Raw genomic sequence first — 21,750 nt, 5'->3', positions numbered from 1 at the left:
AATTATTAATAATAATGTATAAAAATTCAAAAAAGATAGATTCTAAAACTCAGAAGTCAAAGGAGCGTAAAAAAGATGATTGATCGTTTAATAAGTCAAATAGAAGCTACTCAAAACCCTACAGTGGTGGGATTAGATCCAACATATGCTATGATTCCATCCTTTATAAAAGAAGAAATGTTAGAAACTTACGGAAAAACTCCAAAGGCTGTAGCAGAGATGTTTATTCGTTTTAATAAAAGTATTTTAGATGAGGTAGCAACTCTCATTCCATCGGTCAAACCACAAATCGCCATGTATGAACAATACGGCTTAGAAGGGCTAAGAGCTTATATGGAAACAGTAGCTTATGCAAAAGAAAAAGGTCTAGTGGTTATTGGAGATATTAAAAGAGGTGATATCGCATCAACAGCAGCTGCTTATGCAGGGCATATCGCAGGTGTTAAAATTGAAGGTGAACACTTTGACTTATGGCAAGAAGATGCCGTTACGCTTAACCCTTATATGGGATTTGACGGAATTGAACCTTTCATTGCAGCGTGCAATGAGCAAGATAGAGGATTATTCATCTTAGTAAAAACAAGTAATCCAAGTGGTGTAGAAATTCAAGACCTTATGGTAAATGGTTTACCAGTATATGATTACTCAGCTGACTTAGTAAGTAAATGGGGAGAACTTACTATGGGAACTAGAGGCTATAGCCGTATCGGTGCTGTAGTAGGAGCTACATACAAAGAGCAAGGTATAGAGCTTAGAAAAAGAATGCCACACACTTTCTTCCTAGTACCAGGTTATGGTGCTCAAGGTGGCAAAGCAGAGGACTTAAAGGATTATTTTGATAAAAATGGTTCAGGAATCATTGTTAACTCTTCAAGAGGTATTATTGCAGCTTATCAAAAAGATAAAGAAGTAACAGAAAAAGAATTTGCCATAGCTGCTAAGAAAGCAGTATTAGCTATGAGAGATGACTTACAAGGAGTGATGCGTTAATGAAAGCTCAATTAATTTTAGAAAATGGGATGATCTTTGAAGGTAAAGCCTTCGGATACCTTAAAGAAACAATTGGAGAAGTCGTATTTAATACAGGGATGACAGGTTATCAAGAAATCTTAACAGACCCTTCATACTATGGACAAATGGTAGTGATGACTTATCCACTTATCGGAAATTATGGTATTAACCTTGAAGATATGGAAAGTAGTAAATCTCATGTACGTGCTTTAATTGTGAGAGAAAAAAGTGATTATCCAAATAACTTTAGATGTGAACTTACTTTAGATGGTTACTTAAAATCACAAAAGATTATTGGACTTGAAGGTATTGATACAAGAGCTTTAACAAGAGTATTAAGAGATCATGGTACCATGCGCGCTATCATTGCTGTAAGAGAATTGACACCAAGTCAAATCAAACTTAAAATAGATGCTTTTAATAACCAAATGGCTGTTTCAGAAGTAACAACTAAAGAAAGCTATGTGATCGAAGGAAATAAAACACATATTGCTGTCATTGATTGTGGTATTAAAAGTAATATTCTTCGCTCCTTTGAAGCAAGAGGCTGCAAGCTTTCAGTTTTCCCTGCTTCAGCTAAACCTGAAGAAATCTTAGCAGTTAATCCAGATGGCATCTTCTTATCAAATGGTCCCGCTGATCCTAAAGATGTACCAGATACAGTAGCGACAGTGAAAGCTTTAATCGGTAAAAAACCTATTACAGCTATTTGTCTTGGACACCAATTACTTTGCTTAGCTCTTGGTGGTAACACAGCAAAACTTAAATTTGGTCACCATGGTTGTAACCATCCAGTTAAAGACTTTATTACACACCGTGTGTATATTACGTCTCAAAACCATAACTACTATGTAGAAACACTTCCAGAAGGTGCAGTAGTGACGCATACGAATATGAATGACCAAACTGTAGAAGGGATGTACTTTAAAGATTTAAATATTTACAGTGTTCAGTTCCACCCAGAGGCATGCCCAGGGCCAACAGATACAGCACACATTTTCGACGAATTTATCACTGTTATGCAAGGAGGAAAATTAAATGCCTAGAGATATGAGCATCAAAAAAGTATTAGTTATAGGATCAGGTCCTATTGTTATAGGTCAAGCAGCTGAATTCGACTATTCAGGAACACAAGCTTGCCAAGCGATTCGTGAAGAAGGTATTGAAGTAGTCCTTGTCAATAGTAACCCAGCTACTATTATGACAGATGAAGAAATAGCAGATAAAATTTACATCGAGCCATTAACAATAGAATTCCTTGAAAAAGTTATTGCTAAAGAAAGACCAGATAGCATTTTAGCAGGTGTAGGTGGTCAGACGGCTCTTAACTTAGCAGTGGAATTAAATGATAAAGGAATTTTAGAAAAATATAATGTACGTGTGATTGGTACACAAATTTCAGCTATTAAAGAAGGGGAAGACCGTGAACTCTTTAGAGCACTTATGAAGCGTATCAATCAACCATGTATTGAAAGTGAAATTGTAGAAACGGTAGAAGCAGCCGTAGCCTTTTCAAGGAAAATTGGTTATCCAGTAGTTGTTAGACCAGCTTATACCTTAGGTGGTACAGGTGGCGGTATTGCAGAAACAGAAGAAGAGCTCCGTGAGATCTGTGCAAGCGGTCTTCATTTATCTCGTGTACACCAAGTACTTATTGAAAAATGTATCAAAGGCTGGAAAGAAATTGAATACGAAGTCATGCGTGATAACTATGGTACAGCCATTACTGTATGTAATATGGAAAACATTGACCCAGTAGGTATCCATACAGGAGATAGTATCGTAGTAGCACCTTCTCAAACACTTTCAGATAGAGAATATCAAATGCTTCGCCGTGCATCACTTGATATTATTTCAGCTTGTGATATTAGAGGAGGTTGTAACGTACAGCTTGCCCTGCATCCAGATAGTTTTGAGTATGCGGTTATCGAGATTAACCCTCGTGTAAGCCGTTCTTCAGCTTTAGCTTCTAAAGCAACAGGTTATCCAATTGCTAGAGTATCAGCTAAAATTGCACTTGGTTACGGCCTTGATGAAATTCCAAACACTGTAACAGGGAAAACATATGCTTGTTTCGAACCAACACTTGACTATGTGGTATGTAAAATACCAAAATGGCCATTTGATAAATTCTATACAGCTAAACGTACACTTGGTACTAAGATGATGGCAACCGGTGAAATTATGTCTATCGGTAACAATTTTGAAAGTGCCTTCTTAAAGGGTCTTCGTTCACTTGAGATTGGTAAATTCAGCTTTAAACATAAAAAGCTTGAAGAGTGCAGCTTAGACGAGCTCAAAGAAAAAGTGATTACAGCAGATGATGAAAGAATCTTCGCCCTAGCAGAAATGCTTCGTCGTCACTATAGAAAAGAACAAGTATGTAAAATTACAGGCATGGATATTTTCTTTGTAGAGAAATTCCGCTGGATTGTAGAACAAGAAGAGCTCCTTTCTGAAATGAGCTTTGATGAGTTAACACCCAAATACTTACGTAAGCTTAAGAAAAGAGGCTTCTCAGATAAAGCTATTGCAGACTTAATAGGTGTCAGTGAAGATGATATTCGCGATATTCGTTTTAAATGGAATATTGTACCTGTTTACAAAATGGTTGATACTTGTGGTGGAGAGTTTGAAGCAGAATCACCCTATTACTACTCAACTTATGATGAAGTAGATGAAGTTGAAGTATCTGATAAACAAAAAGTCATGGTTATCGGTTCAGGTCCAATACGTATTGGTCAAGGAATTGAGTTCGATTACTGCTCTGTTCATGCCATTATGGCGCTTAAGAAAAAAGGCATTGAAACAATCATCGTTAACAACAACCCAGAAACAGTAAGTACAGACTTTAATACATCAGATAAGCTTTACTTTGAACCATTAACAGATGAAGATTTTTACCACATTTACTTAAAAGAAAAACCAATGGGTGTTATCCTTCAGTTTGGTGGTCAAACAGCTATTAAACTAGCTAAATTCTGTGAAAAAATGAATATTCCTGTACTTGGTACACACCCAAAGCACATGGATGAAGCAGAAGATAGAGAAAAATTTGATGAAATCTTAGAAAAACTTCACATCAAACGTCCAAAAGGAAAAGCGATTTGGTCAGTTGAAGAAGGTCTTAAAGTAGCAGAAGAGTTAGAGTATCCAGTACTTGTACGTCCTTCTTATGTACTGGGTGGTCAAGGAATGGAAATCACTTATGAAGCACACCAATTAGAAAGATACCTCATCAATGCATTTGATAGAGACCCAGAAAACCCAGTACTCATTGACCGTTACCTAATGGGACGTGAAATCGAAGTAGATGCCCTTTCAGATGGTGAAAACATCCTTATTCCAGGAATCATGGAACACTTAGAAAGAGCAGGTATTCACTCAGGAGATAGTACAACACTTTATCCAAGTGTGAATATTCCAGACCATATTAAAGAAAAAATCATTACTTGTACACAAATGCTTGCGAAAGAGCTTAAAGTACTTGGTATGATTAATATTCAATATATCGAATACAAAAATGACTTATATATTATCGAGGTTAACCCACGTTCTAGCCGTACAGTACCTTACATTTCTAAGGTAACAGGTGTACCAATTATCGACCTTGCTGTAGAAGCAATGCTTGGTAAGCAAATTACAGATCTTGGTTATGGCACAGGGCTTTACCCAGAACCAAAAGACTTCTATGCTGTAAAAGTACCAGTGTTCTCTACAGAGAAATTACCAAGAGTAGAAGTAAGTCTTGGACCAGAAATGAAATCAACAGGAGAAGTTCTTGGTGTGGGTACAACAGTAGAGGAAGCACTTTATAAAGGCTTTATTGCAGCAGGTAAATCTCTTCCAATGCAAGGTGGTACCATCTTTGCAACGATTCAAAAATACGATCAAGATGAGTTTGTAACGATTGCAAAACGCTTTGCGAGCATGGGATACAAATTCGTTGCAACGGAAGGTACAGCTAAGAAATTACAAGAAAACGGCATTGAAGCGAGAGTGGTAGAAAAACTATCACCAGTGAAGGGAAATAAATTTGTAGAAGAAACAGATGAAATCTTTAAACTCCTTAGAAGTGGTGAAATTGACCTTGTAGTTAACACACCTACTAAAGGAAATGACTCTAAACGTGATGGTTTCAAAATCAGACGTTTAGCAATCGAATCTTCTATTCAAATCTTAACTTCATTAGACACTGTAAGAGCACTAGCTGATATAGTATCTAAGCAAATGACTACAGAGCAAACAGATATCTATGATATGGGAGTAAGTCGCCATGAGTAAACAAGTTGTAAATGGAAAAATCATAGGGCAAGGTGAAATTGCCCCTATGATTTATAAAATGATTATAGAAGCACCAGAAGTAGCTGAAAATGCAAAATGTGGACAATTCGTTAATGTGTATCCAGAATCTAAAAGTACATTATTGCCTAGACCAATCAGTATTTGTGAAGTAGGTGAAACGACTATTACACTGGTATATGGTGTGGTAGGAGAAGGGACAAAAGAGTTTTCTAAGCTTGTAACAGGAGATACCATTCGTATTAGTAGTGCACTTGGAAATGGCTATGACGTACAAGAAGCACTGGTTTCTGTTTTAGTGGGTGGCGGTATTGGTGTACCACCATTAGTGGAACTTGCTAAGCATATTCCAGGTGAAAAAATCGCTGTGTTAGGTTTTAGAGATGACCCTTTCTTAGTAAAGGAATTAGAAAACTTAGGCGTAAAAGTATATGTTGCTACAGATAGTGGAAAAGTAGGCTTTAAAGGAAATGTGATTGAACTTATTAAGGCTGAAGGCGTTAAAGGCGATTATTTCTATAGCTGTGGACCTAAAGTTATGCTTAAGGCATTAGCAGCTTATTGTGCTGAAGTTGATGTGCCTGTTCAAGTTTCGCTTGAAGAACGTATGGGCTGTGGTTATGGTGCATGCGTAGGGTGTGTTTGCAAAACAAAAGCGAATACAGAAAAGGGCTTTGAACATAAAAAAGTATGTAAAGATGGTCCTGTTTTCTTAGGAAGCGAGGTGAAGTGGGATGAGTAAGCTAACAGATATTGATCAAATAGCAGCAGCTAAAGGCATTGACCTAAGTGTTAACCTTGCAGGCATTACTCTTAAAAATCCTATCACAACAGCTTCAGGAACCTTCTCACCTCATGAGAGTAGTGAGTTTTATGATTTAAGTGAACTAGGAGCCATGATTACCAAAGGGATTGCAAGTATACCTTGGGATGGGAATCCAGTGCCTAGAATTGCAGAAACTTATGGTGGGATGATTAATGCCGTAGGTCTTCAAAATCCAGGAGTAGACTATTACATTGAACATGAATTACCTTTTGCAAGAAAGTTTGATACAAAGATTATTGCAAACGTAGCAGGACATAGTATCACTGAGTACTGTAGCGTTGTAGAACGCTTAAATGAAACAGATGTAGATATGTTAGAGGTTAATATTTCTTGTCCTAATGTGAAAGAAGGTGGGATTGGTTTTGGAACTTCTTGTGATATGGCATCTAAAGTAACAAGAGAAGTGAAACGTCTCACTACTAAACCTATTATTATTAAATTAACACCCAATGTAACGGATATTGCCTCTATTGCGCAGTCTGTAGAAGCAGAAGGAGCAGATGCAGTTTCTCTTATTAATACTTTATTAGGGATGAAAATAGATGTTCATCGTAAACGTCCAGTGATTGCTAATAAAATGGGTGGCTTCTCAGGTCCAGCTGTTAAACCAGTAGCAGTAAGAATGGTTTACCAAGTAAGAAGAGCAGTTAATATTCCAATCATTGGGCTTGGTGGTATTATGACAGGAGAAGACGTAGTAGAATTCCTTATGGCAGGAGCAGATGCTATTTCAGTAGGAACAGCAGCTTTTGCGAATCCAACAGCACCTGTTGATATTAAGAGAGAGCTTATTGACTATATGGAACGTTATGGATTTAAAAACTTACAAGAAATTAGAGATGCTTTTCAAGGTTAAAAGAACAAAAAAAGTGTGGTGGGGGATGAGATAAATGGTCTATCCTCCGATGGTCCGCTCCGTATTTTCTGAAGCACTAAGTTCGTTTTTTTGATGAACGCTCGAAACTCGCTAGCGCTCAAACAGTCTCGCTAAAGACCATCAAAAAAGTTCACTAAGTGCTTCTAGAAAATACTACGAAGTCACATCTACGGACAGACCATTTCTCTCACCCACAAGTTTTTTGCGGAAAATAAAAGTAATTAGGAGCTTACAATAAAAAGTAATTGATGAGCCAGGCAAATATATGATGAGAATACATTGAATAAGGAGAGGCCACTCTCCTTTCTTTTTAAACAGAGAATAGCTTTAAAGAGAATAAGTAGTAGTGTAAAATAGTTTTAAAGCTATTCTATAGGTTTAAGTGCTATAGTCATACTATGAAACTTAATATAAAGAAAAAACAATAATCGAAGGGATGAAGAAAATGAGCTACAAAAAAGAGTTTATCGAGTTTATGGTAAGATCAGGGGTATTAACTTTTGGAGATTTCACCACAAAAAGCGGTCGTAAAACACCTTACTTCGTCAATACAGGAAACTACAAAACAGGTGCACAAGCAGCTAGACTTGGTGAATTCTATGCTAAAAGCATTATGGAAAATGGTAAAGGAGATGTAGATGCTCTTTTTGGACCAGCTTACAAAGGGATTCCATTATCAGTAGCTACAGCTATTGCACTATCAAATGAATTTGATAAAGATCTTAACTACTGCTTCAATAGAAAAGAAGAAAAAGACCACGGTGAAGGTGGCTCTATGGTGGGATACAAGCTTCAAGATGGTGACAAAATACTCATCGTTGAAGACGTTATCACAGCAGGAACAGCAGTAAGAGAAGTCTTCCCAATCCTTAGAGGCGCTGCAGATGTACAAATTGAAGGACTTATTATCTCTGTAGATAGAATGGAAAGAGGTCAAGGAGATAAAACAGCCATTCAAGAAATCGAAACAGAATTTGGTATTAAAACATATCCAATCGTAACTGTTAGAGAAATTATTGATACAATCCACAACGTAGAGATTGATGGAAAAGTATATATTGATGATGCAATGAAAGCAAGAATGGAAGCTTACTTAGCTGAGTATTGCGTGAAATAGTATAAAATATACAAATAAGGAATAGTTAATAGCAAAAAAGCAGAAACCCTATAAGGATTTCTGCTTTTTGTCTTATTTAAAAATGATTGATTGCCTTCATACGGCGAATTTAATCAGATATAAGTATATAGAGAGAAATAAAATCTATAAGAGGAATAAGCATTTTCTCATGAAATATTAATCTTGGACATATCAATTTCTCATAAAGAGGAGTTATATTAATCTTACAAACACTTAACATAAAGGAAATGGGGAGAATAGTAATGGGAAAAAAAGAAACAAATATTATTTTAGCGGCTATTTTAATTATCATCGGGATAGGTGGTATCTTAAAACAAGTTTTTAATATTAATTTATTTGGTTATATTTCTTTCTGGGATTTAGGTATTTTAGCACTGGGGTTATATTTTGAGTGGCAGTATTTTACCACAAGGAGGTCACCAGGCATTCTTGTTCCAGGAGGTATTTTTACAGTAGTAGGATTGTTTAGCTTTTTAGAGGCCTTATTTGGAGGTCTATTCTTTACACACTTTCCAGCAGGGGAACTAGGTGTAGCATTAGGGTTATTTCAGCTCTATTGGTTTGGTTCTCGTAATAATTTCTTATTAATTCCAGTAGGTATTTTATTAATTTCTGCTTTAGATGAAATGAGTACCAATTTTTTTAGATGGTTTAATGGTTCTTTAGTATGGTCTATTGGTCTTATTGCTATTGGTATTTATCTTATTGCAAATAGAAAAAGAAATTAAAGTCATATTAAATATTTATTATAGAAAAGCTTATTAAGTTTAGCAAATAAAAATTCAACAAAAAAGGTAATCCTTTCAGTGAAGTATCACAGTAAGGATTACCTTTTTTGTGCCAGACTCTTATTTAACTTCTATAACATGCTACCCATTTCTTAAAAAAGACACAGCAATGGCTCCTCAGCACAGTATGAAGTTTCATAAGGCATAGGTAGCAACATCATAAAAGTTAAACCAATGAGTGAGGAGCTCCTTAAAGTCTTGGCCGGGCTGCCCTAAGCTAGGTGCCAAGGCCTTAAGACTCTGGTTAAAACTTTATTTGAATCACACAAGATGTAAAAACGTTTTTGGCAACTTATAAATGGCGTCTCCCTGTCAGCGTACTAGTGACATTTTCCTTGGAGACAGAGGTATCTGTAGCAACAGATTGAAACTTACGAGGCCCGGTCAGTTCCTCAAGTTAATGTTGCGGTGATTATGCTGAGGAAGTTGTTTGATTTGTTTTTACACTTATATATATGTTAGCTACAAGTGGAATCCCTAATAGAAAATAAAAATATTTTTAAACGCTATTTATAACATTAAAGATAGGTTATCAATTTTCTTCATAAAAAAGTAGGATTAGCCATTAATAATTTCTCCACCATTAATATGAATGGTTTGTCCTGTTATATAACTAGCAGCTTTAGAAGCTAAGAAAACATAAGCACCTGCACATTCTATGGGTTGACCAGCACGACCTAGTGGCGTGGTAGTACCAAAAGCAGGAATGCTGCTTACATCAAAACTAGAAGGAATAAAAGGTGTCCAAATAGGACCTGGTGCAACAGCATTAACACGTATACCAGACTTTGATTTTGTAAGAGCCATAGAAAGGGAGCGCGTGAAAGCTGTAATGGCACCTTTGGTCATGGAGTAATCGATGAGTTTTTCATGACCATGAAAAGCGACGACAGAAGTTGTATTAATAATGCATGCACCTGATTTGAGATGCGGTAAGACGGCCTTAGTCATATAAAAAGTGCCATATACATTAGTTTTAAAAGTTTTATCAAACTGTTCGGTAGTAATGGCTTGTAAACTTGAGTTTTCATATTGGACAGCAGCATTATTGACTAGGATATCGATATGCTTATAGGTATCCATGACTTTTGTGACTACTTCTGTAGCGAAAGTTTCTTCTGTGAGATCACCTTTAATAAGAAGACAGCTTTGGCCATAAGCTTCAACAGCTTTTTGTGTATCCTCTGCATCTTTATCTTCATTATAGTAAACAATGGCAACATCAGCTCCTTGCTTGGCATAAGCCACTGCTACAGCACGTCCAATACCACTATCACCACCTGTAATAATAGCTACTTGTTCTTGGAGTAAACTACCATTTGGAAGAGTCGTTTCATCATCAAAAATGGGGAGTGGTTGCATTTCGTATTCAAAACCAGGATGCCTTGTTTGTTGTTGCGCTTTAAAATGGTTAGGGAAAAACATGACAATACCTCCTAAAAGTAATAAATGATTAAGAATAAAAATTCAAATTTAGTATGAGCTTAATGTAAGTATTTCAATATGGAAATTTTATCAAAGCTTAATGGCAAGTAACTTTATCATTTGTCTCATTTAAAAATAACACTACATACTTTTTTAGGAAAAAGTTATACTAAGTATAAAAGTAATAAAGCGAGGATGAAAGATGAAAAATGCTGTGAAAGTCATTCCTCTTGGAGGGCTTGGAAGTATTGGCAAAAATATAACCGTTATAGAGTATGAAGAAGAAATCATAGTGATTGACTGTGGCATGGGTTTTCCAGATGAACAAATGTATGGGGTAGATTTGGTTATTCCTGATATTACGTACTTATTACAAAATAAGAATAAAGTAAAAGGTATCTTTTTCACTCATGGACATGAAGATCATATAGGTGCAGTTCCCTATATATTAAAACAAATGAACATTCCCTTGTATGGAACTCCTCTTACTTTAGGCATTATAGAAAACAAACTCCAAGAACACGGTCTCCTAACAAAAAGTGAATGTCACTGCGTGGAAGCTGGTGACGTGATTGCTTTAGAACAAATAAAGGTAGAGTTTGTGAGAAGTACACATAGTATTGCCGGTGCGTGTTGTATTGCAGTGCATACACCTGAAGGAATTATTTTTCATACAGGGGACTTTAAAGTGGATTATACACCTGTTGATCAGAAGGGAATGGATTTACAGCGGATTGGTGAATTGGGAAAAGAAGGCATATTACTCCTTTTAGCAGATAGCACTAATGTAGAACGTAAAGGACACTCTCCATCAGAAGTAACTATTGGTAAGACCTTAGAGCGTTTATTTGACAATGTGAAAGGACGTATTATTGTTGCGACCTTTGCATCCAATATTCATCGTATTCAACAGATTATTAATGCAGCGGTGCTTTATGGACGTAAAGTAGCTTTTAGTGGCAGAAGTATGGAAAACATAACGAAAGTAGCCAGAAGTTTAGGGTATTTGAGTGTGCCAGAGACTACTTTAATAGAAGTTGAACAAATGAAGAACTACCCTAATGATCAAATGACTATTATTACGACAGGAAGCCAAGGGGAACCTATGGCAGCGCTGGCACGTATTGCCTTTGGAAAACATCGATTCATTCAAATAGAACCCAATGATTTATTTATTATCTCTGCTTCACCTATTCCAGGAAATGATAAATTAGTTTCAAAAGTGATTAATGAGCTTTATAAAAAAGGAGCTCAAGTCATATATAAGGATTTAGAAGAGGTTCATGTATCAGGTCATGCATATCAAGAAGAGCTTAAGCTCATGCATACTTTAACGCATCCGCAGTATTTTATGCCAGCTCATGGTGAATATAGGCATCTGATTCATCATCGCAATTTAGCAAGGCAAATGGGAATGGCTCAGGATAATATCTTTATTTTAGAAGATGGGGAGGTTTTAGAAGTAAGTAAGGTAACAGCTGGAGTGACCGGAAGAGTAAGGGCAGGAAATATTTTAGTAGATGGTATTGGTATAGGAGATGTAGGTAATATTGTACTCAGGGATCGTAAGCATTTAGCAGAAGAGGGGATGCTCATAGTAGTAGCAGCTATTGATTTAGAAACTTGCTCTATTATGAGTGGTCCTGATATTATTACCAGAGGCTTTGTTTATGCCAAGGATTCAGAGGATTTAATAGAAGAAGTAAAAGCTGTAGCTAATAAAGAATTAGAGATGTGTCTTGCTTATCAAATGACAGAATGGCATATTTTAAAAACGAGCATTAAAAAGGTGGTAGAGCAACTTTTATATGAAAAAACAAAAAGAAGGCCCGCTATTTTGCCAATTATTATGGAAGTTTAATATAGAAGGAAGAAAGGTGAGTAAAATGAAAGTTAAGATGGTCTGTACTAGAGATCAAGAAACAAAGGTAGTTGATTTACCCATGAGTGAGGAGGACTTACTTAAAATAAGAGCTACAGTTTTGGACCGTGATTCCATTGGATACATTGCAGGAGCGGATGTGAAATGTTATGACGAGACAGATAATGAAATAGAAAATATTTTTGAATTCAATAAAAGTCTTCAATAACTAAAAAGAGTCACAAAAAAGGGTATAAACATTTATTTTTAATGTTTATACCCTTTTTTATAAAGCTAGTAACTGGGCATTCATTTAAGTATATAACTGGTTAAATGGCTACGTTTAATAACCTGTAAGTAATATATATAGTAGTTATAAATACAATGTACATAAGAGGAAATTCGTATTTCTTAAAAATTTTTAATATCATTACGCTATACTCCTTAATAACTTATATATATACATAATAATATGAATCATTTTAATATTAAATGTATTTTCTTATAAAAATAAATTATAAGTCTGAAAAATTTATAAAGTAAGAATTTATAACAAATAGAGTCAATGGTACCTCTTATTAAAAAATACTGATATTATACGTCGATAAACATAAATATTTATTGACTGACAAAAAAGGATACAAGTAATAACTTGTATCCTTTGAATAGTAAAGCTCTCAACGGGACTTGAACCCGTGGCCTCCACCTTACCAAGGTGACGCTCTACCGCCTGAGCCATGAGAGCAGAGCGCTCTTTGTTAAGCGCTTTATTATAATAGCATGTAGGATGACGTTTGTCAACATTTACCTCTAGAAAAAATGGCTATTTAAGGGTTACTTAATAACCTAGATTTTCACCTACTAGAATGACTTTAATACGACCGGCTGGTTTACTATTACGTGTAATAACCGTTTGCATACAAATACAATCTGGACTTAAACAATCTTGACAAACACCAGTTAAAGCACAAGGTGTGTTTTTACTAAGGCGAATAGCGTTCTGAGGACAAGCTGCATTATGTATACGAGAAAGAGCTTCTGTTTGATTTCTAGCTACTTTATTCATGCCGGCAATAATAATGACTTGTTTAGGTCCATAAATAAGTGAGGCAACACGATTACCAGTACCATCAATATTGATAAGTTCACCCTCAAGAGTGATGGCATTTGTACTCATAAAATAGGTATCAGCAAAAAAAGCACGATGATAGAGTTCTTCTACTTGCTCATTAGGCACCTTGGAACGGTCTAATAGGGTATAACATCCTGCTGCTTCTAGAGCAGGAATAAGACCTATTTCAGCCAATGTCATAGAGCCACCCCAAGAAATAAGTTCACTATTTTTTAAAAGAGAAAATGCTTTTTGAATGGCTTCTTCCTTAGACGATACATAATGGCCTTCTATATGGCGCTTTTGTAAATTCTTTATAAGTGTTTCAGCGGTACGTTCATAATAAAGTGAAGTGATGGTCATATTTTAACCTCCTAAAAATAGTTACAGTTTATTTTATTATAACATAGTTATATAGCCACATGTAAACATAGTCGATGTTGTAATGTGTCAAATATGAATAAAATATGAATTAAAAATGTTGAAAATAATACAAAAATTGTATAGAATTAAATGGGGTGATTAGATGATTAACTTAATAATATGTGATGATAATAAGGATTTCTTAGAATCTGCCACGCTATATATTGAGTATTATCTATCAGTATTGAATGTAGATATTAAAGTTCATCAATTTTCGTGTAGTGAAGCTTTTATAAAGGTATTCAATGAAGTGCCTTATTTTTTTGATATAGTCATTTTAGATATAGATATGCCTGGAAAAGATGGAATAGAAGTTGCAAGATTAATAAGAGAGATTAATCAGGAGCTATTAATTGTATTTTTAACAGGGATAACGACACGGGTTTTTGAAAGCTTTAAAGTTGGTGCATTCAGATATGTACGTAAAAGTCATTTTAAAGAGGAAATCGAAGAGTGCATTCAGAGTGCTTTAAAAAAGATGAGAGCGCAGACAGAATGCTATATAATCAAAACAGAGGAAGGATGGATTAAATTATTAGTTAAGGATATCATGTATTTTCTGTGTGTCAACCGTCATGTTGAAGTACATACAATTCAAGCGTGTTATAAAACAACGATACGGCGTATGAAGGATGTTGAGGAGCAATTTGAAAATAAGAGTTTTACGAAAATTCATAGGGGTTGCATGGTTAATCTAGGTTATATAAAGACTATAGAGGAACAGAAGGTTATTTTAGATAATAATGAATTACTAGTTATGAGTAGATATAGAATGCAACAGGTTTTTTCTGCATATAAAAACCATATTAGGCAGGGGGAGTAAGAATGGAAAAGATTATTTTTAGTTTAATAGATTATATGATGGGATTTATTGAGGTGGTTATGTACTACGGTTTTATGTCTGCAAGATTCGGAAAAACACAAAATCATCCTGTCAATAAACGATGGATGATGTATATAATCGGTGGTATAGGAGTATATATTACAAAACCATTAGGGGTGTCATGGCCTTTAGTGCTAATCATTCATATAGTAATTTTGCTTTGTATTGCACACTATGCCTTTAAAAAAGATATTTTAGAAGAAGCTATATTTACAATATTTTATTTAGTTATTCTTTATTTATTAGATTTACTTGTAATTACTGTATTTGGGGGAAATAATCCAATAGTTAATCAGTTAATGGATTATCAAACAACTTACTTTTATATTCAATTAGGGCTTATAAGTAAGCTACTATTAATTGGAATAGTAAAAATATTTATAGAGCTAGAGAAAAATAAACTTTATCAATTAACGCCTCAAGTAAGAGGACTAATGGGATGTGGTTTTTTTATATCTTTAATTAGTATTTACTTTTTATCAGTAGTTTTTTTTAAGGTATTAGGAAGTATATCTGGTTCCATTAACTTATTTATTACACTAACTGCAGTAGGGATTTTTTTAGATAATATTATTATTTATTATACAGTACAAAAGTTAAGTGATTGGATTAATAAAGAAAAAGAATATGAGGTCGTTCAATATCAAAATGAAGTCCTTATAAAAGCTACCCTAGAAAAGGACGAAATGAATAAGGAAGTACGTAAAATATGGCATGATTTTAATAATCATATGAGCTGCATTGATATGCTTTTGCAAATGGGTAATATAGAGAAGGCTAGAGCCTATATTAAAAATATGAATGCTAGTTGCCAAACTACCTATATGGGAATTAAAACAGGAAATGAAATGGCAGATGTTGTTATTAATCAAAAATTCATGCTAGCAAAAGCTCAGAATATAGACCTGATAGTAAGTGGTGGATTAGATGAGGAGTTAAATATTAATCAAATGGATTTGTGTGCCCTTTTATGTAATAGCTTAGATAATGCCATAGAAGCCTGTCGTCAAATAGAAGATAAAGAAAAAAGAAAAGCAAGCTTATCTTTAAAAATGCATAAAGAGTATTTATTAATTGATGTAAGTAATAGTGTAAAAAAAGAAGCAATGGATAATAAACAATTAATAACAACAAAAAAAGATAAATCAAGACATGGTATTGGAATGCTGAGTATGCGCACAATTGTAGAAAAATATGGTGGAAATTTGGAATGGAAGTATGAAAATAATCAGTTTTTATTATCAATAATGATTAAAAATGTTTTACTTTAACTATTCGCGCCAAAAAATATACTATTCGCGCCAATTTATACATTTTTTGAAAAATAGTGTTATAATAAAAGCAGAGGTGAGGAGAATGCTACAGACTGTATGTCATCATATATCGAATCGGTTGGTTTTTGCTCAAATTATCAAAAAAGAAGACCAACCTATATATGATTATGGCATTTATTTAACCTTAATGACAATCATCACAACAAGTACAATAGTAGTTTTAGGGTTTCTTTTGGGGAAAATAGGTTTAACTATAGTATTTCTTCTGATACTAGCTAGTATGCGTCATTATACAGGGGGTTATCATGCTAATCGGTATTGGCAATGTTATTTGTTATCATGTATGTCATATTGCGCAGTGATGTATTTGGTCTCAAATAAAATCTTGCAAGATACGATGTTGTTGGCAGTAATAGGTGTAATAGCAATGATGTATAATCTGGTCACTGGTTCTCTAAATAGTGATAAAAACCCTAAAACACAAGAGGAAATGGTGCTTAGAAAAAAAAGAGCAAGATTTTTCTTTATATTGTACGGTTTCGTGAGCCTAGTAGGTATTTTATTTAATCTAGGGAAAGTTGATATATGGTTAGTAATAGTTTGGAGCCAGGTCATCGTTATGATTTCACTTCTTATTACACAAATTCAAAGGAGGTATTTCAAATGGAAATTAGAAAGACAATGTTAAAAGGAATTGCAAAAGCAGCAGAAAAAGCAGTAGAAGGTGCAAGTGGTTCTAAATCAGTTTTCATTTTCTTTGAACCAGAAATGCCAAAAGCACTAAAAGAAGCGAAATTCGGTAAAAATAACAAATAATACATAATGAAAAACAAACTCATAAAAAGATGTTTTCATGTAGAAACTGATTCTATAGAAGACATCTTTTTTTTGACCTTAAAAAGCTGTTTAGGTATAATAGAGAAGTTAAAATTTTACAATAAAGAGGATGACAGATGAAAGAATTAAGTGTATTTGACATTATCGGGCCTAATATGATTGGTCCATCTAGTTCACATACGGCCGGCGCTCTTAAAATAGCAAGAGTAGCTTATAAGCTAGCACCTGAAATCATTTCTAAGGTAACCTTCGTTTTATATGGTTCTTTTGCTAAAACCTATAGAGGACATGGGACAGATAGAGCCTTAGTGGCTGGACTATTAGGAATGGGACAAGAAGATGAACGTATAAAAGAAGCCTTTTCTTATGCCAAGGAAGCAGGGCTTCATTATATTTTCGAAACTAGTAATGATGAACATATTAAACACCCCAACACAGTAGAAATTATAGTAGAAGATGAAAAGGGGCGCCCTTTTAGTATAGTAGGATCTTCTATAGGTGGTGGTGCCATTAGTATTGATAAGGTTAATGGTATGGAAGTTTTCTTTGATGGAGAATATGAAACTTTATTTATTAATCATGAAGATAGGACAGGTGTTGTAGCGCATATTACACAGTGTTTAAGTGAATGGCAAATTAATATTGCTTATATGAGGTCTTATCGTCAAGCAAAAGGAGAAGTAGCCTCTACCATTATTGAAACAGATCAACTGATTTGTGATGAAGTTTTAGCAGCGATTATGGAAAATTCAGCTGTACAATATGCTAAAAAGATTAACTTATAGAGGAGCAGCTTATGAATTTTATAAATAGTAAAGAATTACTTGCATTATGTGAAGAAAAAAATTATACTTTGTCAGAAGCTATGCTAGAAAGAGAAATGGAACTATTTCACCACAACGAAACTAAAGTATTAGGGCAAATGGCACATGCTTATGATATCATGAAAAAAGCCGTAAAGCGTGCCTTGACAGAAGAACTTGTTTCTATGGGTGGCTTAATAGGTGGAGAAAGTAAAAAGCTCTTTTTCAAAGAGGAGTCTTCTGTATGTGGTGATTTAATGCGTAAAGCCATTAGCTATGCAGTAGGTGTATTAGAGGTCAATAGCTCTATGGGGCTTATTGTGGCAGCACCTACAGCAGGTTCTTCAGGTGTTATTCCAGGTGCTTTAATTGCCATTCAAGAAGCTTTTCATTTAAGTGAAGAACAAGTGGTAAAAGCATTATTTAATGCAGGGGCAGTAGGTTATTTAATTACACGCAATGCAACTGTATCAGGGGCAGAAGGTGGTTGCCAAGCTGAAGTAGGTGCAGCATCAGCTATGGCAGCTTCTGCTGTATGTGAGTTAAGAGGTGGTACACCTAAACAATGTTTAGATGCAGCTTCCACAGCTTTAACCAATATTATAGGACTTGTTTGTGATCCTATTGCAGGGCTTGTAGAAGCACCTTGTCAAAAGCGTAATGCTATGGGCGTCGCCAATGCTTTAATAAGTGCAGAAATGACATTATGTGGTATTTCACATTTGATTCCTTTTGATGAGACGGTAGAAGCTATGTATCGTGTAGGTCATAGTATGCCCAGTGAATTAAGAGAAACAGCACTGGGAGGAGTAGCCAGCACACCAACAGCTTGTCAGCTTTGTAAAGGAATATTTGAATAAAGGATGACAAAGTAATGAGATTCATAATATAATTAAAGTAGCACTATCAAGTGTGCAGAGATAAGAATGGAGGTAAAGGCATGTTAGATATAGCCATTATTGGTGCTGGCCCAGCAGGACTTTCTGCAGCTATCACAGGGGTTATTCGTAATAAAAAAGTAAAAGTATTTGGTAATCCACCATCTACTAGCTATATATATAAAGCTGAACGAGTTGATAATTATATAGGGATGCTAGGCGTATCTGGTAAAGAAATGATGGAAACATTTACGAGTCATGCAAAAGACTTAGGTGTAGAAATTGAAAATAAAAAGGTCATTGAGATTTTTCAAATGGGTAATTATTATACTTTAAATGTAGAAAATGAATTCATTGAAGCTAAAACAGTTATTTTAGCCAATGGTTTAACGAAGACAGCTGTTTTAGAAGGTGAAAATGAATTTCTGGGTAGAGGTGTAAGTTATTGTGCAACCTGTGATGGCCCACTTTATAGAGGAAAGGCAGTTGTTGTAATTGGTGATTCTATTCATGCAGAAGAGGATGCTAATTATCTAGCAGAAGTATGTGAGCAAGTTTACTATATTCCACTTTATAAAGAAATTAGTCATTTAGATGGACGTATAGAGGTGCTTAAAGCTAGACCTAAACGTATTTTTGGAGAGCAAGTAGTAAAGGGACTTGATCTAGCAGAAGGAAGCTTAGATGTCAGCGGTGTCTTTATTATTAAAGATAATATTCCTACCACTAAATTATTAAGCGGTTTAGAGCTAGATAATAAATCCATACGTGTCAATCGTATGATGGAGACAAATTTACCAGGTGTTTATGCAGCAGGAGATTGTACAGGAAAACCATTTCAAGTTGCAAAAGCAGTAGGAGAAGGAAGTACTGCGGTACTTCAAGCAGTAAGCTATTTAAATACGCTTGCAAAAGCATAAAGCAAAAGATGGTGTTAAGAAATGAGCACCATCTTTTATTTTATGAGAGTGCTTGTTCTAAAAATGAGAAAACCTCCATAAATTATAAGGAGGAGGTGGGGGGATGAGTAGTAGTTATGCCATTTTGATCATCCTATGTTTAATTGCTCTATATAGTTTGTTTTTAAATTTAAAAGTAATAGGAAATAATCCTTTTATGTTACTACGTTTAGTGTGTATCTTTTTATTTATCTATTCAGCAACAAGGTATATAACTTTAGTTGTTTATGGGGATACACCCAGCTATAATCAACTAGTAGCATTAAGATATTTCTACTTTGCAACAAGTATAGGACTTACAGGAACGACACTTTCAGCTGTATGGTATGCAACACCTTTGTACCGAGAAAGAATAAAGTATCCTTATGTTTTACTAGGCTTTTTACCGTGTGCTTTATTTTATTTATATATGATACTCAAACAACCTACACGTATTGTAAAGAGTGAGAAGATAGGTTATGAGCTAATGTTAACAGGGCAATTTCCAATGTACTTAAGTATTGTTCAAGGCTGCTTTGTAGGCGTTATTTTAATACTTTGTTTAATAGGTATCTGGAGATATAAGAATGTACAAATGAGGGTTCAATTAGCTATTATTATTTTGGCACAACTGGCACTTACTATTGATGGTTTAAGTTACTATGTAGACAGAATTTGGACTATCCCACCATTTACCTTAAGTGAGGCTTTTGGATTTTTTGCAGTATATTACATATTGAGTAAGCCTATCAAAGATATTAAAGGCATTAGTAATGCATAGAACAGAGCCTAATAAAAAGCAACTTCCATAAACATGGAAGTTGCTTTTTATTAGGCATCGAGTAACGTTTCGTATTTTTTTATTAAACAAATACCGGCTACATCAGGACCTGTATTAACGCCAATAGTTGTTCCAATAAAAGCAAAGTCTTCATTTAACGATAGGTCTAATGATTTTGCTAATTCATCCCGTAGTACTTGTGCATACTCCTCATTATCAGCATGAGCAAAAAGATAGTGATAATCTGAAGGGTGTCCTTCAATATAGTCTTTAGTCATTTCAAGGACTTTCGCAATAGCTTTTTTAGTACCACGTACCTTACCAGCTGGGAAAAGTAAGCCATCTTGTAAATAAATAAGCGGCTTAACATTAAGCATCGTACCTAGAAGAGCAGCAGCTTTTCCGATACGACCTCCGTTTTCAAGATAGTCTAGCGTCTCAACAAAGAAAAAGATTCTTGCACTTTCCCTAAGCTTAGTTGCTACTTGGACAATTTGCTTAAAAGCAAGTCCATCTGCAATCATACGTCCAATTTCTTGAACAAGAACACCTTGGCCACCAGTTGCATTAAGAGAATTAATAATTTCAATTTGCGCATTAGGATAATTTTCTAAAATAAGTTCACGAGCATTAACTGCGGCGTTATAAGAACCACTAAAATGGCCTGATAAACACACACAGATGACACTATTTCCAGCCTCAATATGGGGCTTAAAACGTTCATAATAATCATTGATTGATGGCAAAGAAGTTTTAGGGAAGATTTTCTCATCTCTTAGTCTTTGATAAAACGTTTTTAATGATAATTCTTCTATTTCCTTAAAATAAGTTTCTGTATCAAAAGAAACATAAAAAGGAATAGTTTCGATGTTGTACTTACTGAGTATAGATTCAGGTAAATCACAAGAAGTATCACTTAATAGTACGATTTTAGGCATAAATTCACCTCCTTTATTTAAGATAACCTCTTATCAATTCTAATATGCACTAACTCACTCTGTCAATTCATAATTGAAACTTCTACCATAATAGGAAATAGTGCATGTGAGTGTGAACTCTTGCATATATTTATTGTAGTGATGTTTATATGGAGGGATACCATGCTTTCATCTAGCTTAGAAAAGTGCTTAGTTTGCATGTATCAAATGCTTGAAAGTGATAGGGAACTAAAGATTAGTGATCTTGCTAAGCAAATCAACCAACCTTTACAAAAAACAATACAAGCCCTTCAGCGCATGCACTATCAAAAACATATCATATACTCACCTTACCAACCCTTAAAATTAACAGAGCAAGGGAAGAGTACAGCGGAGTATTTAATGGCTAGAGATGCGCTTATCGATGAATTCTTAGGTTTCTTGCATATTGAAAAGAATTTTAGTACGGAAAAGGAATCTATGAGTCAGTATTTATCCTACGAAAGCTTAGAGCAAATAGAAAAATTTGTGATTTTTAATAGGCAATACCCAGAGATTGCTGAGCGTTTTTCACTTCTTTTAAAAATGACACCTAAGCATACGTTATTACCACCCTTGCCTAATGGAGAAAAAAAGCTATAGGATTTCCTATGGCTTTTTTCTATGAAAAGATGTAT

21 protein-coding genes and 1 tRNA gene are annotated in these 21,750 nt (G+C 34.8%); 18 read left to right on the top strand and 4 right to left on the bottom strand.

Going from position 1 to position 21,750, the window contains the following annotated elements; translation table 11 throughout:
* Window positions 1-75: 75 nt before the first annotated feature.
* The 7 genes from pyrF to QTL86_RS08285 all read left to right on the top strand — a co-directional run bounded on the left by pyrF (window position 76) and on the right by QTL86_RS08285 (window position 8,882).
* On the top strand, window positions 76-990 hold the full coding sequence (pyrF, locus tag QTL86_RS08315; RefSeq protein ID WP_127066411.1) for an orotidine-5'-phosphate decarboxylase: 915 nt from the start codon (window positions 76-78) through the stop codon (window positions 988-990).
* Entirely contained in the window at window positions 990-2,057 is a 1,068-nt protein-coding gene (locus tag QTL86_RS08310; protein ID WP_410496958.1) for a carbamoyl phosphate synthase small subunit, read from the top strand. Before pyrF ends, QTL86_RS08310 begins: the two co-directional genes overlap by 1 nt.
* The gene (carB, locus tag QTL86_RS08305) at window positions 2,050-5,295 is read left to right on the top strand and encodes a carbamoyl-phosphate synthase large subunit (protein WP_410496957.1); all 3,246 of its coding nucleotides are present in this window, start codon (window positions 2,050-2,052) and stop codon (window positions 5,293-5,295) included. The genes QTL86_RS08310 and carB overlap by 8 nt, the downstream gene beginning before the upstream one ends.
* Window positions 5,288-6,055: a dihydroorotate dehydrogenase electron transfer subunit gene (locus tag QTL86_RS08300; RefSeq protein ID WP_410496956.1), complete on the top strand. Its 768-nt coding sequence runs from the start codon at window positions 5,288-5,290 to the stop codon at window positions 6,053-6,055. Before carB ends, QTL86_RS08300 begins: the two co-directional genes overlap by 8 nt.
* Window positions 6,048-6,995 (top strand): dihydroorotate dehydrogenase, encoded by a 948-nt coding sequence (locus QTL86_RS08295; protein WP_410496955.1) that lies wholly within the window; start codon window positions 6,048-6,050, stop codon window positions 6,993-6,995. The genes QTL86_RS08300 and QTL86_RS08295 overlap by 8 nt, the downstream gene beginning before the upstream one ends.
* Before the next feature lie 466 nt (window positions 6,996-7,461).
* On the top strand, window positions 7,462-8,133 hold the full coding sequence (pyrE, locus tag QTL86_RS08290) for an orotate phosphoribosyltransferase (protein ID WP_127066415.1): 672 nt from the start codon (window positions 7,462-7,464) through the stop codon (window positions 8,131-8,133).
* A 263-nt stretch (window positions 8,134-8,396) separates the two neighbouring features.
* The gene (locus QTL86_RS08285; RefSeq protein WP_127066416.1) at window positions 8,397-8,882 is read left to right on the top strand and encodes a hypothetical protein; all 486 of its coding nucleotides are present in this window, start codon (window positions 8,397-8,399) and stop codon (window positions 8,880-8,882) included.
* Window positions 8,883-9,500: 618 nt separating this feature from the next.
* Here QTL86_RS08285 and QTL86_RS08280 read toward each other — a convergent pair.
* The gene (locus QTL86_RS08280) at window positions 9,501-10,367 is read right to left on the bottom strand and encodes an SDR family oxidoreductase (protein ID WP_410496954.1); all 867 of its coding nucleotides are present in this window, start codon (window positions 10,365-10,367) and stop codon (window positions 9,501-9,503) included.
* Window positions 10,368-10,569: 202 nt separating this feature from the next.
* On the opposite strand from QTL86_RS08280, the gene QTL86_RS08275 reads away from it, so the two are divergent.
* Together QTL86_RS08275 and QTL86_RS08270 are read left to right on the top strand one after the other, a co-directional pair.
* A complete protein-coding gene (locus tag QTL86_RS08275; RefSeq protein WP_127066418.1) occupies window positions 10,570-12,228 on the top strand; it encodes a ribonuclease J in 1,659 nt (552 codons plus the stop codon).
* Between the two features lie 25 nt (window positions 12,229-12,253).
* On the top strand, window positions 12,254-12,457 hold the full coding sequence (locus QTL86_RS08270) for a hypothetical protein (protein WP_041713604.1): 204 nt from the start codon (window positions 12,254-12,256) through the stop codon (window positions 12,455-12,457).
* 443 nt (window positions 12,458-12,900) lie between these two features.
* Here QTL86_RS08270 and QTL86_RS08265 read toward each other — a convergent pair.
* Together QTL86_RS08265 and QTL86_RS08260 are read right to left on the bottom strand one after the other, a co-directional pair.
* Window positions 12,901-12,973, bottom strand: a tRNA-Thr gene (locus QTL86_RS08265).
* Window positions 12,974-13,066: 93 nt separating this feature from the next.
* The gene (locus tag QTL86_RS08260) at window positions 13,067-13,702 is read right to left on the bottom strand and encodes a lactate utilization protein (RefSeq protein WP_127066419.1); all 636 of its coding nucleotides are present in this window, start codon (window positions 13,700-13,702) and stop codon (window positions 13,067-13,069) included.
* 163 nt (window positions 13,703-13,865) lie between these two features.
* On the opposite strand from QTL86_RS08260, the gene QTL86_RS08255 reads away from it, so the two are divergent.
* The 8 genes from QTL86_RS08255 to QTL86_RS08220 all read left to right on the top strand — a co-directional run bounded on the left by QTL86_RS08255 (window position 13,866) and on the right by QTL86_RS08220 (window position 20,156).
* On the top strand, window positions 13,866-14,585 hold the full coding sequence (locus QTL86_RS08255) for a LytR/AlgR family response regulator transcription factor (protein ID WP_410496953.1): 720 nt from the start codon (window positions 13,866-13,868) through the stop codon (window positions 14,583-14,585).
* A 2-nt stretch (window positions 14,586-14,587) separates the two neighbouring features.
* Entirely contained in the window at window positions 14,588-15,916 is a 1,329-nt protein-coding gene (locus tag QTL86_RS08250; RefSeq protein WP_127066421.1) for a sensor histidine kinase, read from the top strand.
* Between the two features lie 85 nt (window positions 15,917-16,001).
* Window positions 16,002-16,607: an accessory gene regulator B family protein gene (locus tag QTL86_RS08245; RefSeq protein ID WP_410496952.1), complete on the top strand. Its 606-nt coding sequence runs from the start codon at window positions 16,002-16,004 to the stop codon at window positions 16,605-16,607.
* The gene (locus QTL86_RS08240) at window positions 16,583-16,735 is read left to right on the top strand and encodes a cyclic lactone autoinducer peptide (RefSeq protein WP_190283310.1); all 153 of its coding nucleotides are present in this window, start codon (window positions 16,583-16,585) and stop codon (window positions 16,733-16,735) included. The genes QTL86_RS08245 and QTL86_RS08240 overlap by 25 nt, the downstream gene beginning before the upstream one ends.
* Window positions 16,736-16,872: 137 nt before the next feature.
* A complete protein-coding gene (gene sdaAB / locus QTL86_RS08235) occupies window positions 16,873-17,541 on the top strand; it encodes an L-serine ammonia-lyase, iron-sulfur-dependent subunit beta (protein WP_410496951.1) in 669 nt (222 codons plus the stop codon).
* Window positions 17,542-17,552: 11 nt separating this feature from the next.
* Window positions 17,553-18,419, top strand: a complete 867-nt coding sequence (gene sdaAA, locus QTL86_RS08230) for an L-serine ammonia-lyase, iron-sulfur-dependent, subunit alpha (RefSeq protein WP_127066425.1) — start codon at window positions 17,553-17,555, stop codon at window positions 18,417-18,419.
* A gap of 80 nt (window positions 18,420-18,499) precedes the next feature.
* Window positions 18,500-19,357 carry an NAD(P)/FAD-dependent oxidoreductase gene (locus tag QTL86_RS08225; RefSeq protein ID WP_013656912.1) on the top strand — a complete coding sequence of 286 codons (858 nt, stop codon included), beginning with the start codon at window positions 18,500-18,502 and terminating at the stop codon, window positions 19,355-19,357.
* 103 nt (window positions 19,358-19,460) lie between these two features.
* Window positions 19,461-20,156 (top strand): hypothetical protein, encoded by a 696-nt coding sequence (locus tag QTL86_RS08220; protein ID WP_410496950.1) that lies wholly within the window; start codon window positions 19,461-19,463, stop codon window positions 20,154-20,156.
* Between the two features lie 50 nt (window positions 20,157-20,206).
* Here QTL86_RS08220 and QTL86_RS08215 read toward each other — a convergent pair whose 3' ends face one another.
* A complete protein-coding gene (locus tag QTL86_RS08215; protein ID WP_127066426.1) occupies window positions 20,207-21,094 on the bottom strand; it encodes a DegV family protein in 888 nt (295 codons plus the stop codon).
* 141 nt (window positions 21,095-21,235) lie between these two features.
* Between QTL86_RS08215 and QTL86_RS08210 the strand changes: the two genes are divergently transcribed.
* The gene (locus QTL86_RS08210; protein WP_410496949.1) at window positions 21,236-21,715 is read left to right on the top strand and encodes a metal-dependent transcriptional regulator; all 480 of its coding nucleotides are present in this window, start codon (window positions 21,236-21,238) and stop codon (window positions 21,713-21,715) included.
* The last annotated feature ends 35 nt before the right edge of the window (window positions 21,716-21,750 follow it).

Source organism: Cellulosilyticum sp. ST5 (genome assembly GCF_046529625.1).
GTDB classification, from domain to species: Bacteria; Bacillota; Clostridia; order Lachnospirales; family Cellulosilyticaceae; genus Cellulosilyticum; species Cellulosilyticum lentocellum.
Note: the sequence above shows the minus strand (reverse complement) of the source record. Positions and strands in the feature narration are given on the sequence as shown.

Coding starts and splice junctions, on each gene's coding strand:
- QTL86_RS08225 (WP_013656912.1), top strand. CDS start 18,500: ATGTTAGATATAGCCATTATTGGTGCTGGCCCAGCAGGACTTTCTGCA.
- QTL86_RS08260 (WP_127066419.1), bottom strand. CDS start 13,702: ATGACCATCACTTCACTTTATTATGAACGTACCGCTGAAACACTTATA.
- QTL86_RS08280 (WP_410496954.1), bottom strand. CDS start 10,367: ATGTTTTTCCCTAACCATTTTAAAGCGCAACAACAAACAAGGCATCCT.
- QTL86_RS08310 (WP_410496958.1), top strand. CDS start 990: ATGAAAGCTCAATTAATTTTAGAAAATGGGATGATCTTTGAAGGTAAA.
- QTL86_RS08270 (WP_041713604.1), top strand. CDS start 12,254: ATGAAAGTTAAGATGGTCTGTACTAGAGATCAAGAAACAAAGGTAGTT.
- QTL86_RS08220 (WP_410496950.1), top strand. CDS start 19,461: ATGAGTAGTAGTTATGCCATTTTGATCATCCTATGTTTAATTGCTCTA.
- pyrF (WP_127066411.1), top strand. CDS start 76: ATGATTGATCGTTTAATAAGTCAAATAGAAGCTACTCAAAACCCTACA.
- QTL86_RS08300 (WP_410496956.1), top strand. CDS start 5,288: ATGAGTAAACAAGTTGTAAATGGAAAAATCATAGGGCAAGGTGAAATT.
- pyrE (WP_127066415.1), top strand. CDS start 7,462: ATGAGCTACAAAAAAGAGTTTATCGAGTTTATGGTAAGATCAGGGGTA.
- sdaAB (WP_410496951.1), top strand. CDS start 16,873: ATGAAAGAATTAAGTGTATTTGACATTATCGGGCCTAATATGATTGGT.
- QTL86_RS08250 (WP_127066421.1), top strand. CDS start 14,588: ATGGAAAAGATTATTTTTAGTTTAATAGATTATATGATGGGATTTATT.
- QTL86_RS08295 (WP_410496955.1), top strand. CDS start 6,048: ATGAGTAAGCTAACAGATATTGATCAAATAGCAGCAGCTAAAGGCATT.
- QTL86_RS08215 (WP_127066426.1), bottom strand. CDS start 21,094: ATGCCTAAAATCGTACTATTAAGTGATACTTCTTGTGATTTACCTGAA.
- QTL86_RS08255 (WP_410496953.1), top strand. CDS start 13,866: ATGATTAACTTAATAATATGTGATGATAATAAGGATTTCTTAGAATCT.
- QTL86_RS08275 (WP_127066418.1), top strand. CDS start 10,570: ATGAAAAATGCTGTGAAAGTCATTCCTCTTGGAGGGCTTGGAAGTATT.
- QTL86_RS08285 (WP_127066416.1), top strand. CDS start 8,397: ATGGGAAAAAAAGAAACAAATATTATTTTAGCGGCTATTTTAATTATC.
- QTL86_RS08210 (WP_410496949.1), top strand. CDS start 21,236: ATGTTTATATGGAGGGATACCATGCTTTCATCTAGCTTAGAAAAGTGC.
- QTL86_RS08240 (WP_190283310.1), top strand. CDS start 16,583: ATGGAAATTAGAAAGACAATGTTAAAAGGAATTGCAAAAGCAGCAGAA.
- sdaAA (WP_127066425.1), top strand. CDS start 17,553: ATGAATTTTATAAATAGTAAAGAATTACTTGCATTATGTGAAGAAAAA.
- carB (WP_410496957.1), top strand. CDS start 2,050: ATGCCTAGAGATATGAGCATCAAAAAAGTATTAGTTATAGGATCAGGT.
- QTL86_RS08245 (WP_410496952.1), top strand. CDS start 16,002: ATGCTACAGACTGTATGTCATCATATATCGAATCGGTTGGTTTTTGCT.